The organism is Ascidiaceihabitans sp. (assembly GCF_039986515.1).
In the GTDB taxonomy this organism is placed as follows: Bacteria; Pseudomonadota; Alphaproteobacteria; order Rhodobacterales; family Rhodobacteraceae; genus Ascidiaceihabitans.
In genome coordinates, this window is sequence record NZ_JBDWQO010000007.1 from 1080539 (window position 1) to 1101340 (window position 20802).

20 protein-coding genes are annotated in these 20802 nt (G+C 54.0%); 14 read left to right on the forward strand and 6 right to left on the reverse strand.

Translation table 11 applies throughout. From position 1 onward, the window contains the following. The first annotated feature begins 42 nt into the window (after positions 1 to 42). The 6 genes from ABJL60_RS07995 to ABJL60_RS08020 all read left to right on the forward strand — a co-directional run bounded on the left by ABJL60_RS07995 (position 43) and on the right by ABJL60_RS08020 (position 7278). Complete coding sequence (locus ABJL60_RS07995) at positions 43 to 1260, forward strand: RHS repeat-associated core domain-containing protein (protein ID WP_348373777.1); 1218 nt, start codon at positions 43 to 45, stop codon at positions 1258 to 1260. Positions 1261 to 1265: 5 nt separating this feature from the next. Further along, positions 1266 to 1871 carry a hypothetical protein gene (locus ABJL60_RS08000; protein ID WP_348373778.1) on the forward strand — a complete coding sequence of 202 codons (606 nt, stop codon included), beginning with the start codon at positions 1266 to 1268 and terminating at the stop codon, positions 1869 to 1871. 82 nt (positions 1872 to 1953) lie between these two features. Continuing rightward, positions 1954 to 2232, forward strand: coding sequence for a type II secretion system protein GspG (locus ABJL60_RS08005; RefSeq protein WP_348373779.1), 279 nt, complete (start codon positions 1954 to 1956; stop codon positions 2230 to 2232). A gap of 80 nt (positions 2233 to 2312) precedes the next feature. Beyond that, on the forward strand, positions 2313 to 3656 hold the full coding sequence (dddP, locus tag ABJL60_RS08010) for a dimethylsulfonioproprionate lyase DddP (RefSeq protein ID WP_348373780.1): 1344 nt from the start codon (positions 2313 to 2315) through the stop codon (positions 3654 to 3656). Positions 3657 to 4147: 491 nt separating this feature from the next. Beyond that, positions 4148 to 5083, forward strand: a complete 936-nt coding sequence (locus ABJL60_RS08015; RefSeq protein ID WP_348373781.1) for a hypothetical protein — start codon at positions 4148 to 4150, stop codon at positions 5081 to 5083. A 962-nt stretch (positions 5084 to 6045) separates the two neighbouring features. Then, complete coding sequence (locus tag ABJL60_RS08020; protein ID WP_348373782.1) at positions 6046 to 7278, forward strand: bifunctional alpha/beta hydrolase/OsmC family protein; 1233 nt, start codon at positions 6046 to 6048, stop codon at positions 7276 to 7278. Positions 7279 to 7302: 24 nt separating this feature from the next. Here ABJL60_RS08020 and ABJL60_RS08025 read toward each other — a convergent pair whose 3' ends face one another. The 4 genes from ABJL60_RS08025 to ABJL60_RS08040 form a co-directional block, all read right to left on the reverse strand. Further along, on the reverse strand, positions 7303 to 8307 hold the full coding sequence (locus tag ABJL60_RS08025) for an ETX/MTX2 family pore-forming toxin (protein WP_348373783.1): 1005 nt from the start codon (positions 8305 to 8307) through the stop codon (positions 7303 to 7305). A 247-nt stretch (positions 8308 to 8554) separates the two neighbouring features. Next, entirely contained in the window at positions 8555 to 9154 is a 600-nt protein-coding gene (locus ABJL60_RS08030) for a biotin transporter BioY (protein ID WP_348290593.1), read from the reverse strand. 79 nt (positions 9155 to 9233) lie between these two features. After that, positions 9234 to 9647 carry a DUF6314 family protein gene (locus ABJL60_RS08035; RefSeq protein WP_348373784.1) on the reverse strand — a complete coding sequence of 138 codons (414 nt, stop codon included), beginning with the start codon at positions 9645 to 9647 and terminating at the stop codon, positions 9234 to 9236. Next, positions 9644 to 9985 carry a hypothetical protein gene (locus ABJL60_RS08040; RefSeq protein WP_348373785.1) on the reverse strand — a complete coding sequence of 114 codons (342 nt, stop codon included), beginning with the start codon at positions 9983 to 9985 and terminating at the stop codon, positions 9644 to 9646. The genes ABJL60_RS08035 and ABJL60_RS08040 overlap by 4 nt, the downstream gene beginning before the upstream one ends. A gap of 82 nt (positions 9986 to 10067) precedes the next feature. Between ABJL60_RS08040 and purB the strand changes: the two genes are divergently transcribed. From purB to ABJL60_RS08065, 5 genes are all read left to right on the forward strand, one after another. Continuing rightward, positions 10068 to 11375 carry an adenylosuccinate lyase gene (gene purB / locus ABJL60_RS08045; protein WP_348373786.1) on the forward strand — a complete coding sequence of 436 codons (1308 nt, stop codon included), beginning with the start codon at positions 10068 to 10070 and terminating at the stop codon, positions 11373 to 11375. Between the two features lie 271 nt (positions 11376 to 11646). Further along, positions 11647 to 12060 carry a hypothetical protein gene (locus ABJL60_RS08050; protein ID WP_348373787.1) on the forward strand — a complete coding sequence of 138 codons (414 nt, stop codon included), beginning with the start codon at positions 11647 to 11649 and terminating at the stop codon, positions 12058 to 12060. A 147-nt stretch (positions 12061 to 12207) separates the two neighbouring features. Further along, positions 12208 to 12753: a hypothetical protein gene (locus ABJL60_RS08055; protein ID WP_348373788.1), complete on the forward strand. Its 546-nt coding sequence runs from the start codon at positions 12208 to 12210 to the stop codon at positions 12751 to 12753. A 109-nt stretch (positions 12754 to 12862) separates the two neighbouring features. Continuing rightward, the gene (locus tag ABJL60_RS08060) at positions 12863 to 13942 is read left to right on the forward strand and encodes a FliG C-terminal domain-containing protein (RefSeq protein ID WP_348290605.1); all 1080 of its coding nucleotides are present in this window, start codon (positions 12863 to 12865) and stop codon (positions 13940 to 13942) included. 128 nt (positions 13943 to 14070) lie between these two features. Further along, a complete protein-coding gene (locus tag ABJL60_RS08065) occupies positions 14071 to 14970 on the forward strand; it encodes a lysophospholipid acyltransferase family protein (RefSeq protein WP_348373789.1) in 900 nt (299 codons plus the stop codon). A 1-nt stretch (position 14971) separates the two neighbouring features. Here ABJL60_RS08065 and ABJL60_RS08070 read toward each other — a convergent pair whose 3' ends face one another. Further along, entirely contained in the window at positions 14972 to 15664 is a 693-nt protein-coding gene (locus ABJL60_RS08070) for a DUF1223 domain-containing protein (protein WP_108827971.1), read from the reverse strand. Between the two features lie 235 nt (positions 15665 to 15899). On the opposite strand from ABJL60_RS08070, the gene acnA reads away from it, so the two are divergent. Both acnA and ABJL60_RS08080 read left to right on the forward strand, forming a co-directional pair. Continuing rightward, positions 15900 to 18584 (forward strand): aconitate hydratase AcnA, encoded by a 2685-nt coding sequence (gene acnA, locus ABJL60_RS08075; RefSeq protein ID WP_348373790.1) that lies wholly within the window; start codon positions 15900 to 15902, stop codon positions 18582 to 18584. Beyond that, a complete protein-coding gene (locus ABJL60_RS08080) occupies positions 18584 to 19285 on the forward strand; it encodes an SDR family oxidoreductase (protein WP_348290610.1) in 702 nt (233 codons plus the stop codon). The genes acnA and ABJL60_RS08080 overlap by 1 nt, the downstream gene beginning before the upstream one ends. Before the next feature lie 260 nt (positions 19286 to 19545). Here ABJL60_RS08080 and ABJL60_RS08085 read toward each other — a convergent pair whose 3' ends face one another. Continuing rightward, positions 19546 to 20115: a carboxymuconolactone decarboxylase family protein gene (locus ABJL60_RS08085; RefSeq protein WP_348290611.1), complete on the reverse strand. Its 570-nt coding sequence runs from the start codon at positions 20113 to 20115 to the stop codon at positions 19546 to 19548. Positions 20116 to 20217: 102 nt separating this feature from the next. On the opposite strand from ABJL60_RS08085, the gene ABJL60_RS08090 reads away from it, so the two are divergent. Beyond that, complete coding sequence (locus ABJL60_RS08090) at positions 20218 to 20790, forward strand: TetR/AcrR family transcriptional regulator (protein WP_348373791.1); 573 nt, start codon at positions 20218 to 20220, stop codon at positions 20788 to 20790. Positions 20791 to 20802 lie beyond the last annotated feature (12 nt).

Genomic DNA, 20802 nt, shown 5'->3' on the forward strand with positions numbered 1-20802 from the left:
AAAGCAACATGACCGTGGGCTTAAACGGCAAGAACAAGACCGTTGAGTGGCGAAAACCGCCCGCTCTCGGTCACGCTTGGGGTGAACACCTCTGGCTATGTCTACGGTGCAGATGGCACGCGGCTGATGAAGCTGGAACAGATCGGCACGCAGCCACAAAGCACGACGCTCTATGTCGGCGGTGTGGAAATCCGTGAGCCGGGTGTGAATGAGGTCGTGCTGGCCTATCCGCATGAAAACGTACGTCTCAAGTTCGCCAATGCGAACAGCACGCCCGAAGTCAGCTACCTGTTCCGCGACCACCTGAACTCGGTGCGTATGATCGCGGATGAGAACCAAGCCATCGAGGAACGCTCGACCTACAAACCCTTTGGTGAAGAAAACGAGACGATCTTGGCGTCATCGAAGGCCCAAGAAACCATCGGCTGGATCGGAGAACGACATGACGCAGGGGCTGGGCTGCAGTATTTGAATGCGCGGTATTACGATCCAGAGCTGGGGCTGTTCATCCAACCAGATTGGTTCGAGGTGACGAAGGCTAGGGTAGGGACGAATAGGTATAGCTACAGCTTCAATGATCCTGTGAATTTGAGCGATCCGGGTGGGAACTTTACTGAGTTTACTGAAGCGCAGATTGATGCGGCGCTTGCAGTCGCTGTTTCAACCGCTCGAACTGGAGCGAGGGCTGTTGCGGTAGCAGCAGGAGCGGCTGTGCTTGCAGCCGTTGCCATAGTCACACCAACTCAGTTGGCCGACAGTTCAATTGGCTACACACTGAGTGAAGATGAAGTAGCCGCAGGATGGACATACAATCCAAATACAAGAAACGTGGTGGACAAATCCGGAACCGCCGTGAAGGATGCTTGGGGTCATCACGTAAGAGATAGAAACTTTGGTAGAAAAGTGAGGGCAGCAAGCGGAAGGAAAGGTCAAGCGCATCATGTTGTAGAAATTGGCAATAAAAATGATGATGCCATAGCCGTAAGAGATATTTTGGATGGCTACCAAATAAACCCAAATGATCCGAGATTTGGGGTTGCTCTCCAAAACCATAAAGGAAGACACAAAAACAAGTACGCTCGGGCAGTTGCCACAAGATTGGTCGGCCTGAACACGAAACAGGAAATCGAGGAAGAACTGGAACAGATAGCGGCGGAACAAGCCGATATTGACGATGACATCTCGGCAGCAAAAGAGGCAGGAACACATGATGGAAATGATACAGCAACCACTTGGGCAGATGAACAACTTGAGGAATAAGAGCGGTGCCGCCAAAAGATCAAACATATTTTCGTGCTAGTTTCCAGTTTGACGAAGATGCGAATACTCTATGTGCAGAAGAGCCAAGACCCTCTTGGGGATTGTCACCGCATTACTTGACTGAAAGTGAGATATCGAAGTCTAAACATGGGCCGTTCAAACCAGAGTTGAGGCGATTGTATTGGGACAACGACGGTGGTTATGTACCGGACTTCATACCCCTTGACTACGGGGTATTGACGGCCGCACCGCATGTGTTTGATGCATTTGAATCCGCAATGAACCTAAAAGCCCAATCCGAAATTTTCGAGTCATATGTTGGTGAACAAACTTACGTGGTTTTGAAGCCACTTATTTTTTTGGATCTGATGAATATGGAAACTTCAACGTACCGACTGAGCTCCAAAGGAACCTTGATTAATCCCAAGTCTATAATCCTGAAAAGCGCACCACCGGAAGACATACATTATTTTGGCTTACTGCATAACGCTCGAGACATGCCATACATTTTTGTGTCTGAAGATTTCAAAAAAATATATGATGGCAATGGGTTTTCTGGGCTCAGATTTAAGCTATCTTGGCCGAACGTAGAAGGTTCAGAAAGCAAGTGAGGCCTTACAAAATTTGAAGAAGGACGCATCATACTAGCATTAAGAGTGTCAGCAAAAAACAAATCTGAAAGGCTTAGAGCATTTGGACATAAGCTACAAAGACTCTGGCATCTCCCTCCTCGAAGTCATGGTCGCTCTCGCCATCATCGCCATGGTCGCAGCCCTCGTCGCCCCCCGCGTCATGGGCAGCTTCGGACGTGCCAAATCCAAAGCAGCAGAAATCCAGCTCACCAACATCAAAGGCGCGTTGCAGCTCTATTACCTCGACGTCGGCCAATACCCCTCGGAAACCAACGGCCTCAGCGGCCTGCTCACCTGCCCGATCCGCCACAGATTTCGGCATAACACCCCGCAGCCCTAACCCAAAAACGCCCCCAAACGTCGCAAAACGGCAACCATACCCCCCAAATCCGCGCAACCGTGGACCAAAGGGAGGCCATCATGAACCAACACCACCGCGACACCCGCAAAATCGACCCCACACGCGGAAGCACCCTTGGCGACGGCACCCCCAACGACGCCGACCGGATTGAGATCGGCCCCACACAACTCGCCTTCAAAGAATGGGAAGCCGCAGGCCTCACCCTCCCCAACCTCGACAAAATGCGCCAATACCGCCACGTGCGCCTCACCCAACACATCATCGATCGCGGCTACGCAGGCCTGCTGATGTTCGACCCCCTCAACATCCGCTACGCCACCGACAGCACCAACATGCAACTGTGGAACACCCACAACCCGTTCCGCGCGGTGCTGATCTGCGCGAATGGCTACATGGTGATCTGGGACTATAAAAACGCGCCATTCCTGTCGTCCTTCAACCCGCTTGTGCGCGAGGTGCGTTCCGGCGCGGACCTGTTCTATTTCGATCGTGGTGACAAGATCGACTTGGCCGCAGACGCCTTCGCCAATGACGTGCGCGGCCTTCTAGAGGAGCATTGCAAAGGCAACACGCGGCTGGCTGTCGACAAGCCAATGGTGCATGGGCTGCGCGCCCTTGAGGCGCAGGGGCTGACGGTAATGGACGGCGAAGAGGTCACGGAAAAATCCCGCTCTGTCAAAGGGGTAGATGAAATTCTGGCCATGCGCTGCGCCAACCACGCCTGCCAGACCGCTGTGCAGAAGATGGAGGACTTCGCGCGGGCAAACGTCGGAGACGGCGTGACCTGCGAAGATGACATCTGGGCCGTGCTACATGCAGAGAACATCAAACGCGGCGGCGAATGGATCGAAACCCGCCTGCTCGCCTCCGGCCCCCGCACCAACCCATGGTTCCAGGAATGCGGGCCGCGGATCACCCAACAAAACGAGATCATCTCTTTCGACACAGACCTCATCGGCAGCTACGGCATCTGCATCGACATCTCGCGCTCATGGTGGATCGGCGACCAAAAACCCCGCCCCGACATGATCTACGCCATGCAACACGCCCATGAACACATCATGACCAACATGGACATGCTAAAGCCCGGCGTCACCATCCCGGAACTCACCGCGAACACCCATGTTCTGGACGCGCAATTCCAAGCGCAAAAATACGGGTGTTTGATGCACGGCGTGGGGCTGTGCGACGAATGGCCCCTCGTCGCCTACCCGGACAAAGCCGTGCCGGGCGCCTTCGACCACCCGCTTGAGGCAGGGATGGTGCTCTGTGTTGAAGCGGCTGTGGGGGCCGTGGGCGGAGATTTCACGATCAAGCTAGAGGACCAAGTGTTGATCACCGAAGACGGGTACGAGAACCTGACGACGTATGCGTTTGATGCTGACCTTATGGGACAAACCTAAAGCTCCCGCCTTTCAATCTACCCGCTCCCCTCCTAACGCAACAAAGGGCCGCGCCCGAGCCTGGGCTGTAGGCCGTCTTGCAAACTGTCCAGTGGACAGTTTGAGGCCGAAGGTGGTGATAGCCAAGGAAGCACGAAGTGCGCCCTCCCGGGGGGAGGCTCGGGCGCGGCCCGTGACGGGGTCACGGGCGAAGATGTGGGTTACAGCACTTGGCTGACCTTGATCAGTTCTCTCTTTGCCAATGCGCTGCTTCTCAAGGCGGACGCCTGATTGCGCACCAGATTTATGCACCATATCTATCGCCTGGTTTTTCTGGTTTTGAAAATGGTGCGTAGGTCATGAGTTTCGCACCAATCTTTGGTCATAGGTCGGAAACTGGAAGCTTGCTCTATTTGCACGCAGCGTCCCGTACAGGTTGTTCTTGCGCATCTAAGTGCGAGCATTAGAGTAGTCAAAGAAAACATATAACTTTTAAATTTATGAGCACCTGAATGGCGAAAAGAACTCGAAACAACATTGTCACGACCTCCTTTCACTATCTTGTTAAAACTGCGAAAAATGAAGATGACCCTGAAAACCCGATAGAGTCGGGGTTTACGCGCAACGAATTCCAGAGAGTTGTGGATCGGATCACTGATCTTACTCCATTAAATGAACGAGACGAAAATGTAATCGAGAGAATCAAAGCTGGAACCGACCTGCCATTTGGTGAGCATGAATTGGTCGATGAATCCCTACACTTTGGGCGTTTCGATGGAGCGTATTACGGGCAGCAGTTCAGAAATAACATGCTGGGGATCATTTCCGCCGACAGCCTTAATCTTAGGCCGTTTCACTACCTTATCACACAACTGCGTGATGGGAAGATCCTCATCGGCGTTACATATCACGGGCAGTTTGGCGACTATGAAGGCATGAGCAAATGTCTTATGCATATTCTCCGTGGCAACTATAACATTGACTCTCGTACTTTGCGCAGCTTGTCGGGTGAGATCGGAAATGGTGTTCCAGTGGAACTCAAACTTACATATCGACGCCCTGATGAGCGTCCAGAAAGGCAACATCTATTTGGTCGGTCAGGTGTGATTGCTATTAAGAACACCGAGTTCGGAGATGATTTCGCTGATCAAGTAGGCGCAGTAGCAGCCAGAGTTCGCGGCGATGTGCGGCACCGTAAGCAGATTCTTGCAGACATCGTGAACGACGGCGAGATGCTGGAACTTAATGACGAAGACATCATTGGATGCACTGCTGTTGTTCGGGAACAGGGGCGTACGCGCACGATCTACCTACTTGGGGAAAATAATTTCGCAACGAAGTTCCTGCTAGATGTGCAGTTCGATGCGAACGGCGTACCGCGGCAGAACCAAGTAAGAGACGAGATGGTACGAGTTCTACGTGAAAAAATAGTGCCGATGATGAACTAAGAAATGAAAGCACTCGTTCAAAAAAACTATGGCACCTATGTAGGTATCGCAACAGGGAGGAAAGAGAGACATTCTTTCCGCTTAGCGCTGTTTGTGTTTTTTGCAATCCTCTGTGCAATTTTCGCGAGAACTTCAATATATTCATCTTACTCAGTCTTAGTCACGTCGATCACCATCCTTACAGGATTTACCTTCACGGCGCTGTTTTCCGATCACACAATGGCGGATATTGGGCTGCCACGCCCACAAACCGAAAATGACCGAGCTGACCTGACACGCCTAGGAATATTGGGAGAGAATTTTAAGTTTCGTTCATCCTATTTTATCGCGTTGTCGATCATAGGTGCGGTGTTAATGACTGTAGCGTCATTGGAATTAACTAGCCCTAAGTTCCTATCTGGTTCAGTTGCAGTCCTTTGGCCAAATGTAACTGGTTTTTTGGGTCTCGATCCAAAGGTTTATATTTTGATCATTTGGAATATCGTTTCCACTATGATGATCTTGATTGTGGTATTCATATACCTAGAGTGTTTGTACACATTCTACAGATTGTCCGAGACGATACTATCGATTGTAAACCTTAGAAGAGCTTACATCAAACACTCGGAGAATAGCGCGTAAGCCCTTATATGCGATCTTACGTGTATCGCTAAGCCGCCTAATTTTCGCTGACTAGATGCCCCCTCTCGCCAAACCTTAACGCCCCCCAATCCCTACCAACCCGTTACCGCCCCAAAACCACCAAAAACGTACAAATATCCCCCCAAACTGTACGAAACGCCAAAATCACCCCCAAAACACCCCTCCAAAGCACCAAAAAACGTACAAAAATCACCCCCTTCTGTACAATAGGAGTCCCGACCCGCACCGCGCGCTGTGTTAACGCCTGCGTGAACGCACTGACACAGACCTTCACAAACCGCGCTGCGCCCCCCACACTAGGGGCAACCAAAGGACGCAAAATGCCCACCAAACGCATCACATTCCCCGGTCACGACTTTAATGGAAACGGGGGCGAAACCCTCGCCGCGCGCCTCGACATGCCCCCCGGCGCGCATCTGGCCACCGCCATCTTCGCCCACTGCTTCACCTGCGGCAAAGACATCCCCGCCGCGCGCCGCATTGCTGCCCGTTTGGCTGGCGCAGGCATCGCCGTTTTACGTTTTGATTTCACAGGCTTAGGCCACTCCGAGGGCGAATTTTCCAACACCTCTTTCACCTCCAACGTCGACGATCTGGCCGCCGCTGCCCGTTATTTACAGGGCGAAAACATGCCCCCCAGCCTGCTCATCGGCCACTCTTTGGGCGGTGCCGCCGTGCTCAAAGCCGCCACCGAAATCGAAGGCATCAAAGCCGTCGCCACCCTCGGCGCCCCCTTCGATCCCGGCCACGTGATTCACAATTTCGCCGACAGCCTCCCCGAAATCGCCCAACGGGGCGAGGCCGAAGTCTCCCTTGGCGGCCGCCCCTTCACCATTGGCAAAACCTTTGTGCAAGACGTGTCAGAGGCCAAGCTAAATCAAAGCGTTAGCAATATGAAAGCCGCACTGCTGGTCATGCACGCGCCACAAGACAACATTGTCTCTATCGACAATGCCGCCCAGATTTTCACCACCGCGAAACACCCCAAGTCCTTCGTCACCCTAGACGACGCCGACCACCTCATCACCCGTGCGGAAGACGCAGAATACGCCGCCGACGTCATCACCACATGGGCCACTAAGTATCTGAAACTAAAGCACCCTGCCCCACCCATCGGCGCACCCGAAGGCATCGTCAGAACCTGTGAAGCCGACACAAAAGGCTTCCTGCAAGACATCCACGCAGGCCCCGTCCACCACGTTCTTGCGGATGAGCCGCTCGCCTACGGCGGCACCAACAAAGGCATGTCGCCCTACGGCTTCCTGTCCGCAGGCCTTGGCGCATGTACCTCCATGACCATCCGCATGTACGCCCGCCGCAAAGGGTGGCCATTGGATCATGTCAGCGTCGATGTGAAACACGATAAGGTCCATGCGCAGGACGCCGATACGGGTGGCGCGGGCAGCAAAGTGGACGTGTGGAACCGGCGGATCACCCTGACCGGTAATTTAAGTCAGGATCAGCGTCAGAAGCTTTTGGAAATTGCGGACAAATGCCCGGTGCACAGAACGCTGGAACGCAGTTCTGATGTGATCACAGAGCTTGCCCCCTAAGGCGCAAGCCCTGCCACCGCGCGCTTACAGGTAGTCAAACGTGACTTGTGCGTCGTGCCCCGACACAAACACCGCCGTGCCTGTTGCTGTGCGTGACACAGGCCCCGCATGTGCAAACACGTCCGAGACCACGGACGTGAAATTGCCGGTAAACCGGTAAGACGTCACAGACATGCGCGCCACTACGGTTTGGTTGCCGTCCACCACAACGCGCGATTGAAAATCGAACCCTTTGGTGTTGGTGATGACACCGCCCACGTGAAATTCGACGCTGGTCTCGACACTTGCGGAAACTTCACCGTTCGCGACCAACGGAATACCCACACTGCCCTTTACTGTGCTGCCAACTTTGACACCGGCCGTAAAATCAAGCGACAGACTTTCGCTGAGTGACTCCGTGAAGGTGATGACCATCGTTTGGGCCTCAGACGTGTTGTTGACGGCTGTGCTGGTCGAAACCCCGTCCAGCGTCGTAAGCTGTGGCACATTCCATGCGTCGTATACGACGTCGGTCACAGCCTGATACAAAACAACGTCCGTTTTGTAGTAGAACTTGATGCTGGTGATCTGGTTGTCGGTTTGACTGGAGCTGATTGCCGTCAGGATCATGTCCTGAGGGGGAATGTCGTCTTCTTTGCTCGTGACGATCTGCCAGTCATCCGCGGTTGTTGGCGCCTCATTTCCGGGGGTGATATATTCGTTGCCCTTGGTGGTTTGGACATACATCGCCACAACGACATTCGACACCACACGCACCTGGATTTGGCGGATGCTGTCATTGGTAAAGGTCAGGGATGCATAGTAGGCGACACCGGAACTGGTTTCCCCAACATGGCTTTGAACACCATTGTTGAATTGGATCACCATGCCGCAAAAAGTATTGTTGCTTTTCAGGGTATAGAAAACGATGGCCTGAACATACTCCGCCGAGCGTTGATGCCAATTGTGCTGGCCGGTTGCACCCAATCGATTGGTCACTTGGTCGGGTTTATTGTACACGCGTTCTTGCGCAATTGTTTCGGCAGTCATCTGAAAATCCTTAATAAAAATGTGGAATCTGCAAGGAAAATACTTTGCAGGCTTTGGAAAAGGTCGTGATAAAAAGTGGTCGGTGTCGGGTTGTAAATTCAACCCCTCGTGGAATTATTCATACAATGAAGCAATTAAATTGTGAAGCTTTGCTTCAATACTTTGGGGCCACATTCCAGGATTGAAGAATAAAATGGGCGCGTGCAAAGTAGATGCACACGCCCAATTCATCGCTTGGTGTAAAAACTTAGTCGCGGGCGCGAGACACTAGTTTCCAGATCGTTGGAAACAGCGCTGCGGCCAAAGCCAGCTTGACCAAGTCGCCCACAAGGAACGGCGTGAGCCCCCAAGCTAGAATTGGTTTGTCCCAGCCATAAAGTGCGCCCAACCACAGCAGACCCGGCACATAGATCAACACGTTGCCCAACAGCATCGCCAGCGCCATTTTAGGAGCAGAACGATCCCAGCCCTGACGGGCCAAGCTGCCCAAAAGGACGGTCGCCAACACATAGCCCACCAGATAGCCGCCTGTGCCGCCCATCATATATTCAAACCCGGAGGCTTGCGCAGAGGAACCTGCAAACACGTCAAACCCAAGTGCCCCGACAATCATGTAGCCGATGATGGTCACAAGACCCAAACGTGCACCATACGCCGCGCCGATGCTAAGAACTGCGAAAGTGCCCATTGTGATCGGCACAGGCGACATCGGCACTTTTATCTTTGCTGCAACTGCCAAAAGCAGGATACCTGCCAAGACCAGAACAGCTTGTTTTGCAAGGCGAAGTGCCCCGTCATTCGCGCCCAAGACATCGCTCAGCACTTTGTTATTGATGGCAGAATTCATCTGCATGCACTCCTTGAATTGAAATCAGTGCGCGATTTCTGCCGTGCAGAGAGAGTTTCTGCAAGCGCATAATGAGGCCCTATGCGCTTGACCCCTTGCGGCTATAGTCCGTTATCATCAAATAGTCCTTGCGCGGCCCCAAGACCCGCCACGTCACACGCCAGCGCGGCCATTTTTCAAACAGATATGTCACGTAATAGTGGTCGGGATCACACCAATGCTCCGTCTCTCCGCCTGCGTTCGGGACGGAATGAAAAAACCGCCCGTCCTGAAAAAATACGTTCAGATCTTTGTCCCACACATAGCGCCGCTCTGACTGCATCGCCGTTTGCCCCGGGATCTGCAACTGCCCGCTTTCATGGTAGGCAAGCCCCCCGTCAGACCGCGCGAAACCACCTTCACCATTGAAAGCAGCCTCGGGTTGGCCCGATGGCATGATCCGCCGCGCGATCCGCCAGCGCCCTTCAAAATCGGCTAAAACCCGTGCGCTCATTCGCCCAAGTACATCCCGACCGTGATGTCGTCCCCCGCCCCGATGAACCGCAGCTTTTCGCCCGAACGATCCATGTGGTAGCACGCCCACAATCCTTGTGGCTGCCATTCGGAGCAATACTGATTGTTGTCCACGCGCCAGCTGCCCCAGCTTTCGCGTCCGCCCTGATTGTAAAGCGTCTTGCCCGATGCATAAAATGTCTGGCTGGCTTCGGCATAGACCAATGTGCGGTCCGTCAGTGCCGCGCTGATTTCGGTCCCTGTCATTGTGGTCCAGATCCCTTCCGCCTGACCGGACATGGGCAAAATCATCAAAGCGAGTGTGGCAAAGCGTGTCATCGCATCGTCCCTTGGTTGTCGTTTCCCGCCCATCAGTCTATGACGCCCTCGAACTGCCGGAAAGTCACAAAAAGGTGCGCCTATGATCCCTCGCTATTCCCGTCCCGAAATGGTTGCCATTTGGTCCCCTGAAACCAAGTTCAAAATCTGGTACGAGATCGAGGCCCACGCCTGTGAAGCCATGGCCGACATGGGCACAATCCCCCGTGAAAACGCGGACGCTGTGTGGAAAGCCAAAGACGTCGAATTCGACGTGGCGCGCATCAACGAAATCGAAGCTGTCACCAAACATGATGTCATTGCGTTTCTCACACACCTTGCCGAACACGTGGGCGCGGACGAAGCGCGTTTTGTGCATCAGGGCATGACATCTTCCGACGTGCTGGACACCTGTTTCAACGTGCAGCTTGTGCGCGCCGCAGACATTCTGATCGCAGGTGTCGAAGGATTGATGGGCGCCCTGAAACGTCGCGCGATTGAACACAAAGACACATTGCGCGTCGGCCGCAGCCACGGCATCCACGCCGAGCCCACAACTATGGGCCTGACATTCGCGCGCTTCTACGCTGAAATGGACCGCAATCTGGCCCGTATGCATGTCGCGCGCGCCGAAATTGCCACTGGTGCTATTTCAGGTGCTGTTGGCACATTCGCCAATGTCGACCCGCAAGTCGAAGACCATGTCTGCGCGGCCTTGGGCCTGAAACCCGAACCTATTTCCACCCAAGTTATCCCCCGCGACCGTCATGCCGCCTTCTTTGCAGCGCTTGGCGTTGTGTCTTCCTCTATCGAAAACATCGCCATCGAAGTGCGCCATATGCAGCGCACCGAAGTGCTGGAAGGGGCAGAGTTCTTTTCCATGGGCCAGAAGGGCTCAAGCGCTATGCCACACAAAAAGAACCCCGTGCTGACCGAAAACCTGACAGGTCTGGCCCGTCTGGTGCGTATGACGGTGATCCCCGCGCTGGAAAACGTGGCCCTGTGGCACGAACGCGATATCTCGCACAGCTCTGTTGAGCGCAACATCGGACCGGATGCGACGATCACGCTGGATTTCGCACTGGCCCGCATGACCAGTGTTATCGACAAGATGATCATCTTCCCACAGAACATGCTCGACAATATGAACAAATTCCCGGGTTTGGTGATGTCTCAGCGCGTGTTGTTGGCCCTGACCCAAGCCGGCGTCAGCCGCGAGGATGCGTATTCCATGGTGCAGCGCAATGCATTGAAAGTATGGGAACACCGTACCGACTTCCGCGAAGAGCTGCTGGCGGATGAAGATGTGTGCAAGGCTTTGTCTGTCGACGAGATCAACGAAAAATTTGACATGGGCTACCACACTAAACACGTCGACACGATCTTTGCCCGTGTGTTCGGCGACGTTTAGGCCCCAAACGTACACGATGCTGCCTTAAGCATCATTGAATTTTCCCGACTTGGGGAAGAATCACACGTCAATTCAACAAACCGCCTGCCCATATTAGCTGGGTGGGCGGTTTTCGTTTGCACGCCTGAATATTGGATTATGGCAACCTAATTCTCAAAAGCACATGCAACCTGCTCAAGAAAAAGTGAAACTACTACTGTGGGTTAGTGGATAAAAATCTGACCGCCCCGTACACTCTTAAATCTAGCGCACGTGTTTTCAGGGGATCAATTTGCCTGCTCAGTATCACATATACCCACAACTCCAGCTGAAGTTTGTCAGCATTTGGGGCAAAACTGAATTGGCCGAATTGATGGCCCTTGCCACGCGTTATAGCCTTGACCCCGACTTTGATTCCAAAAACAGAATGTTGGTCGATTTGTCCGATCTTCAGGATGCAAAGGCCACGTTTCGGGACGTGTTTGCCTTAAACGGGTTTTATGAACGTACCTTCGCAGCATCCGACACCCCGATGTCTGTCGCAATCAGCGCCCCCACCGGGTTGGGTTATGGGCTGGCACGTATGTTTTCAGCACTCACCTCTGGCAAACCCCTGATGCATGTCGAAATCTTCAGGTCCGTTTCTGACGCCGCGACTTATTTGAACATCGATCTGGGCAAATTAAGGGATACGCAGAACGCATAGGCCAAAACCATGTAGCCGTGCATTGCTATCGCTCCTTTCCACCCTAATTTTGCAAAAAGTCACTTTTTCATCACCCACACCGAATAAAGTCGCACGGTTCGGGGTTATTGAAGTATCGTCACAACAAGACCCTTGAGGAGAACACAAATGCGGACCTTTTTGATTGCAGCAGCTTTGACCCTTCCAATCAGCGTATCAACGCCCCTCTACGCTGCAGGTGGTGGCAACGAGACAGCGCCAAAGCCCACAAAAACCAGTAAAGACTGCAAAGGCGTTCGGGTCTGGGATGAGAAGAAACAACGCTGCGTGCGCCCGAAGAAAAGTTCGCTTGATGATAACGGCCTGTATGACGCGGTACGCGAACTGGCCTATGCGGGCCGCTACATGGACGCCCAAGGCGTCTTGGCCGCGATGTCCGACCAGAATGATGACCGCGTTCTGACCTACAAAGGGTTCACAGAACGCAAAATGGGCAACATCGACGTCGCCATGGTCTTTTATCAAGACGCCATTGATAAAAATCCCGGAAACCTTCTGGCGCGGTCTTACATGGCGCAGGGCATGCTGGATCAAGGCGACAAAATTGGTGCCATCGCCCAGTTGCGCGAAATTCAAGCGCGCGGTGGCGAAGGCACATGGGCCGAAGCGTCTTTGCGCCAAGCCATCGAAACAGGCGTGACGTACAATCACTGATCCTGATCCTGATCCTGATCCTGAAATCGGGGCTGAAAACCAGTTCTGATTTCAGGAAATCTTCATCTATTGCGGCCTAGATTGGAACAAATTCCAATTGAGGCCGCTTATGGATTTTCTTCCCATGGCTCCAATGGGCGATACGTCGTCCCTTGGTGGCACCCCTGCCCCCGGCAAACCGGATTTAACGCTAAGCCGCAAGGCAAAGGCCGCAATCGTTGTGCGGTTGCTTTTGAATGAAGGCGCCGACATTCCGCTGGAGGATCTTCCAGAAGAACTACAAGAACAGCTGACCAAGCAGATGGGTCAGATGCGCGTCATTGATCGTGACACCCTTCAACATGTTGTTCAGGAATTTGCAGAAGAAGTCGAACGCATCGGGCTTAGTTTTCCCGGCGGTATTGCCGGTGCGCTCAGCGCTTTAGATGGCAAAATCAGCCCCAAAACCGCAGCCCGCCTGGCCAAAGAGGCAAACGTGCGTGAAACAGGCGACCCATGGATGCGTATCAAGGATGTTGGCAGCGAACGCCTTGTGCCAGTGATGCAAGAAGAAAGCATCGAAGTCGCCGCAGTTTTATTGTCGAAGTTGGATGTGACAAAAGCCGCTGAAATTCTTGGTAAATTGCCTGGGCCCCGCGCCCGCCAGATCACGTTTGCGGTGTCGCAGACGGGTGGTGTAACACCGGACGCTGTAGACCGCATCGGGCGTTCCATCGCGGATCAACTTTCGGCGCTGCCTTTGCGGGCTTTCGATGAAGATCCCGTCGACCGCGTGGGTGCCATTCTGAACTCCTCGACCTCCATAACCCGCGACGATGTTCTGGAAGGTCTGGATGAACGCGACGAAGGGTTCGCCAATGCCGTTCGCAAAGCCATTTTCACTTTTGGCAACATCGCAGAACGTATTGCACCGCGCGATTTGCCACGGGTATTACGTGACATTGATCAAGCCGATCTGATCGCAGCGTTGGGTGGTGCTGAAGCCGCGGGCATGAAGGTGTCAGCCGACTTTATCCTCGAAAACATGTCCGGGCGTATGGCGGACCAATTGCGCGAAGAAATCGAAGAAGCTGGAAAACAAAAACCTGCAGACGTCGAAGCCGCAATGGGCAATATCGTTGCAACCATTCGTGCGCTAGAGGCCTCGGGTGATCTGTTGCTTATTTCACCAGACGAGGACGAAGAATAAGACACAAAACCGTCCTTGGCCCACGCATTCAAGACCAACGCATTAACGCCGTCGCTTGTGATTGCGCATGTGGCAAGCTATCTCTGACCCTTAGGGCGCTGTGCCCTGTTGTCACGCAATAGCAGGTCATGGCGAAAAATCCAAAACAGACTTTACCTTTGGGCAAACGGGCGGTGCTGTTTGCCACGAATGCCGTTGTTTACGGATTGATCCGTTTGGCCTTGATGCTGCCCTACGCCGTGCGCGTGCGCTGCGTGGGTGGGTTTATTTCAGGCGTTCTGGGACCGGTTGCGGGGTTTCGAAGTCGTGCGATGCAGCATATCGCACACATCTACCCGGACATGTCCCAAAGCGATCGGAAATCCTTGGCGTCCGCCTGTTTAAACAACTTTGGGCGCACCCTGATCGAAAACTATTCCACCAAAGACATGCTGTCGCGCATGCACGATCACGAGATAACTGGACCCGGATTTCAAGCCCTCAAAGAGGCCCGGGACGCCGGCCGGCCTGTCATTCTTGTTACGGGGCATTTTGGCAATTACGAGGCGACACGCGCGGCCCTTGTCAGTCAGGGTTTTGCCATTGGTGGGCTGTACCGCGACATGTCCAATCCCTATTTCAATGCGCATTACGTAAAAACCATGGAGGCCTTTGGCGGTCCCGTTTTCCCCCAAGGCCGCAAAGGCACGGCCGGGTTTGTGCGTCATTTGAAAGCTGGCGGACAGTTGGTGTTGCTGTTTGATCAGCACGTGTTTCACGCCCCTGTTATGGACTTTTTAAGCGAACCGGCGCGCACAGCCACATCCGCGGCAGATCTTGCTTTGCGCTTTGATGCCGCACTCATTCCGTTTTACGGAATTCGACAGGACGACGGTTTGGGATTTGAAACCACGCTAGAAGCACCAATTCCGCACAGCGACGCGCTGACGATGACGCAAGCCATGAATGATAGTATTTCGGCGCGCATACGGACCAACCCCGAACAGTGGTTTTGGGTGCCGCGCCGTTGGCGTCCTGATCAGATTTAGATCACCGCAGCCGCGCAGCGCCGACAATGGGACCCAGTTTGTCATGCTGCACCAGCACAACAATTGCAGCGTCCCCCGGCGCAGGGGCAGTCAACGTCAACGCAGACTGCCCGTTCCACTGGGCCAGCTCTTGCCAGTCCTGCGCAACATTTGCGTACTTCAATGTCTGACCCGCGTTTTCGCCACGCGTAATGCGGCTTTCCCGCAAGGGCTGATACCGCAACAGTTGCACGACATATGATCCCGCGGACTGTGCGTCTGCTTTGATTTGAACCGTATCGCCACTGCGGGTCAAGGATACTGCGACAGGCATAGGCTGTGCTGCATGCGCCGCAATCGCTGCAGAAAGCTTCATCGCTTTCGCGCCAACAATATCCGTTTGGCCGTTCACAATCATCTGGGGCGTGTACACAGACCGCCGCCCCCCGACACGGGCATATTTGCGCTGTCGTTTGGCGTAAGCAGGGTCTGCAAATTCGTCTTTCCAGCCGATATAGTCCCAATAGTCCACGTGCAACGCAATCGCGATCACATCATCGCGCACTGCCAGCTCATGCAACATGGCATCGGCGGGCGGACAGGATGAACACCCCTGCGATGTGAACAGTTCAACAACAACAGGGCTGTCCTGCGCCCAAACGGGTGTCGCAAAACTTAGGAATGCAGCAGCAAGACCGGACGCAATTTTCTTCATGACAGTAAAGAACCTATGATATGTTAACCTATGGCTATTCCCTTTCCGTCGAAATTACCAATCAAGGTTTCTTGAAAGAACCGTTATCGATGTTACAGACAGTTCACGTAAAATTCGGTACACAATGGTATACAAAATGCCACGGATACATGTTTTTAGGTTGATCCGCGCCCGATCCTAAGGCAAGACGCACCCAACACAGTGCCACATCTCAACCCAGAAGGGAGCGCCCGCCATGCCTATCGTTGTTGGTCAGGACACAGCCAAAACCCGCAAAACTCTTACAGTTGGTGATCAGTCGATTGCCTACTATTCGATTCCCGCTGCCACGGACGCCGGCCTTGGCGATTTTTCCAAGCTGCCCGCCGCGTTGAAAGTCGTTCTGGAAAACATGTTGCGCTTTGAAGACGGCAAGACTGTTTCCACCGACGACATCAAAGCTTTTGCCGAATGGGGCGCCAAAGGCGGCAAGAACCCTCGCGAAATCGCCTACCGCCCTGCCCGCGTCCTGTTGCAGGATTTCACCGGCGTTCCGGCTGTTGTGGATCTGGCCGCGATGCGTGACGCACTTGTGTCCCTTGGTGGCGATGCAGAACAAATCAACCCGCTAAACCCTGTTGATCTGGTCATCGACCACTCTGTGATGATCGACGAATTCGGCAACCCGCGTGCGTTCCAGATGAACGTGGACCGCGAATACGAACGCAACATGGAACGCTACACCTTCCTGAAATGGGGTCAGAACGCCTTTAACAACTTCCGCGTTGTGCCCCCCGGCACAGGCATCTGCCACCAGGTGAACCTTGAGTATCTGTCCCAAACCGTTTGGACGGATGCAGACCAAAACGGTGAAGAAGTCGCTTACCCTGACACGCTTGTCGGTACGGATTCACACACCACAATGGTCAACGGCGCCGCGGTTCTGGGCTGGGGTGTTGGCGGGATCGAGGCAGAAGCCGCGATGCTTGGCCAGCCAATTTCTATGCTGATCCCCGAAGTGATCGGGTTTGAGCTGACGGGCTCCATGATGGAAGGCACCACAGGCACCGACCTGGTGCTGAAAGTCGTTGAAATGCTGCGCGCCAAAGGCGTTGTTGGCAAATTTGTCGAATTCTACGGCGAGGGCCTGAACCGTTTGCCATTGGCCGACCGCGCGACAATCGGCAACATGGCACCCGAATACGGTGCCACATGTGGCTTCTTCCCCATTGACGGCGAAACGCTGCGCTACCTGCGCACAACAGGCCGCGACGAAGACCGCATCGCACTTGTCGAAGCCTACGCCAAAGAAAACGGTTTCTGGCGCGGCGATGATTACGCACCAATCTACACAGACACGTTGCATCTGGATATGGGCACAATCGTGCCTGCGATCTCTGGCCCGAAACGCCCACAAGATTACGTGGCACTGACAGACGGCAAAACTGCTTTCCACAAAGAAATGGAAGAGACCTTTAAACGTCCCATGGGCAAAGAAGTGGCAGTTGCGGGTGAAGATTACACGATGGAAAGCGGCAAAGTTGTCATCGCTTCGATCACGTCCTGCACCAACACCTCCAACCCCTATGTGATGATCGGCGCTGGCCTTGTGGCGCGCAAAGCCGCTGCGTTGGGACTGGATCGCAAGCCTTGGGTCAAAACATCGCTGGCCCCCGGTTCCCAAGTTGTGTCTGCCTATCTTGAGGCTGCTGGCCTGCAAGACGATCTGGACAAAATCGGCTTTAACCTTGTTGGCTATGGCTGCACCACCTGCATCGGCAACTCTGGTCCGATTCAAAAAGAACTGTCTGACGCGATTGCCGAAGGCGATCTGGTCGCGACCTCTGTTCTGTCCGGCAACCGCAACTTTGAAGGGCGTATTTCGCCTGATGTGCGCGCCAACTATCTGGCCTCGCCCCCCCTCGTGGTGGCTTACGCGCTGGCCGGGACGCTGGATATCAATCTGGCAACAGACGTGATCGCACAGGACAAAGACGGCAACGATGTTTACCTGAAAGACCTGTGGCCAACGACGCAGGAAGTCGCTGAATTGGTTGAACAAACCGTGACGCGCGAAGCCTTCCAGACCAAATACGCAGACGTCTTCAAAGGCGACGAAAAATGGCAGGCCGTGGAAACCACCGAGGCCCTGACATACGACTGGCCGCCACAGTCCACTTACGTACAAAACCCACCCTACTTCCAGGGCATGGGCGCTGAGCCGGGCAAGATCGCCAACATCAACGACGCCAAGGTGCTCGCGGTCTTGGGTGACATGATCACCACTGACCACATCTCACCTGCCGGTTCGTTCAAGGCGGACACCCCTGCCGGTCAATACCTGACAGAACGCCAAGTGGCCCCGCGCGAATTCAACTCTTATGGCTCGCGTCGCGGCAACCATGAGGTGATGATGCGCGGCACATTCGCCAACATTCGCATCAAGAACGAGATGCTTGATGGTGTTGAAGGCGGCTATACCAAAGGGCCCGATGGCACCCAAACGTCGATCTACGACGCGGCCATGGCGCATCAGGCCAACGGCACGCCGCTGGTGATCTTTGGGGGCGAACAGTACGGCGCTGGGTCCAGCCGGGACTGGGCGGCCAAAGGCACAGCCCTGCTGGGCGTCAAAGCGGTCATTTCCGAGAGCTTTGAACGTATTCACCGCTCAAACCTTGTTGGTATGGGGGTCATCCCGTTTGAATTTACCGGGGGCGACAGCCGCACATCTCTGGGCCTGACTGGCCAAGAAACGGTGTCCATCTCGGGTCTCGACACGATTGAGCCGCTGCAAGAAGTGCCGTGCACCATCACAATGGCCGATGGCACGGTGAAGAACATCACCCTCAAGTGCCGCATCGATACCGCGATCGAGATCGAATACATCGAACATGGTGGCGTGCTGCATTACGTGCTGCGCAACTTGGCGGCCGCATAATGCGGGTTGCCCTGATTACCGGCGGTGCGCGCGGCATAGGCCGCGCCATCGCCGAAGATTTGGGCGCAGACCAAAAGGTCGCTTTTACGTACAATACAACTGATCCCGGGCCGCTTTGTCATGAGCGGCCCGAATTTTTTGCAATTCACGCTGATCTGTCCAAACCGGAGCAAGCGCAAAAAGTCATCGAACAAACCATCGCACATTTTGGTCAACTGGATGTGCTGGTGAACAACGCAGGCGCCATCGCGATGAACGCGCCGGATGCTACGGACTTCGACGCGATAAACGACACATTCCAAGTCAATGTAACGGCCCCTATGGCATTGCTTGCCGCAGCCCTGCCCTACTTGAAATCAGGCTCAGCTGTGATCAACATTTCCTCAACGAATGCCGTGCTGCCGGCCATGGGCGCTTCTGCTTATTCCGCAAGCAAGGCCGCGCTTAACACTTGGACGCGGGCCATGGCCAAGGAGCTTGGATCAAAAGGCATTCGCGTAAACGGCGTCGCCCCCGGGGCCACGGAACTCACAGACACCCCGCGGCCAACAGAATTGATCGCCAAATTTGTAGAAATGACTGCACTTGGCCGCGTCGCACTGCCCCAAGACATCGCAAAAGCAGTGCGCTTTCTAGCCTCAAATGACGCAAGTTTCATCACTGGTGAGATTTTGAACGTAAATGGCGGATACAGGCTTTAAGTGTTTCTTCTTGCTTAAAATATCCCCGCCGGAGGCATCTTTTGGCGCAACAGAACACCAAAAGCTGTCAGCAATAGACGCCCAAACAGAAGCCCCACACGCCCGCGTTCACGAAGGGGCAACGAAGGTTGAACGCATTGCAGGGGCGCAACTGTCGGCACCACAAACGCAGCGGTGCCGACGATATCCAGGGATGTTACAGCAGCCTAGCCGGATCTAAGATGCGCCCGACGCTGTTTTCGCCCTTGTAGGTAACTGTCTTAAGCAGTGACAGGCGTTTTGCCACGGGTCCATGCCAGCGGCTTTACTGGTTCATCAAGCGGGGTCTCTGCGACATGATTGATGTAGTTCGACATCGTTTTTTGCGCGAGGCCAAGAATGACGTCTAGAACCGCACGGTGGCCGTAGCCCGCGTCAAAAAACTCTTTCATCTGTGCGTCCGTAACATTGCCCCGCCCGCGCAACATGCGCAGGGTAAACGTCCGCAGCGCTTCCAGCTTGGCAGATGGCAAGGCCGTTTCATCGCGTAACGCGTTAGAGATTTCGTCAGAAACCTTCATACGCTTCGCAATTCCGGTGTGGGCGGGAACACAGTAGTGACATTCGTGCTCAACATTGATGGCTTGCCAGACCACAGTCATTTCATCGGCGTCAAAGGCTGTTTCGGTAAAAAGCTTGTGCAGCACTTGATACCCTTCAAGCGCTTGTGGGCTTTCAGCCATAACTTTGTGCAGCCCCGGCAGACGCCCAAAGGCTTTCTGAGAGTTTTCAAGCAGCGGCTTTGACGCATCGGGTGCGCTGTCGATGTCGTGGGACGGGAAGTCGGTCATTGTGTTTCTCCATGCAAATGTGTCTTCAAGCCCGATTTACCCTTTATTGAACGATCACTCAACAATATAATTGAATGATCGTTCAGTGTTTAGTGATGACCCATGCCCAGAAAACCTTCCTATGACCGTGACGACTTGATCGAACGCGCCCGTGACATTTTCTGGCGACGTGGCTGGGCGGGAACTTCTCTTAAGGATCTTGAAAAGACGCTCGACCTCAGACCCGGAAGCTTTTATGCGGCCTTCGGTTCCAAAGATGCGCTGTATGAATTGGCCATGGACAAATATGCCAACGACGGAGTGATCCGGCTAAAAGAACTGGCCGACACGCTTGGTCCGCTTGAAGCGCTTAAATCGCATCCAAAACTGGTCATCCAGAACACCGAAAACGCGGCAAAAGCCTGCATGCTGGCCAAAACCTTTGTAGAACTGCATATCCACCGGCATCCGCTGGCCGCGCGCGCAAATGAACATCTGGCAAAAATGCAATCGCTTATCAGCGACCTGTTCACACAGGCGCAAGCCGCTGGCGAAATAGGGTCACAACATGACCCTGCGCAATTGGGCCGCCGATACCAGTCGGATTTGCTTGGTCTGCGGGTTTCTGCCGAACGCGATGATATTGATGCAGCTGCAATCGCTGATGAAATTTCATCAGGCTTGGACAATCTCTAAAAAGCGTTGCGC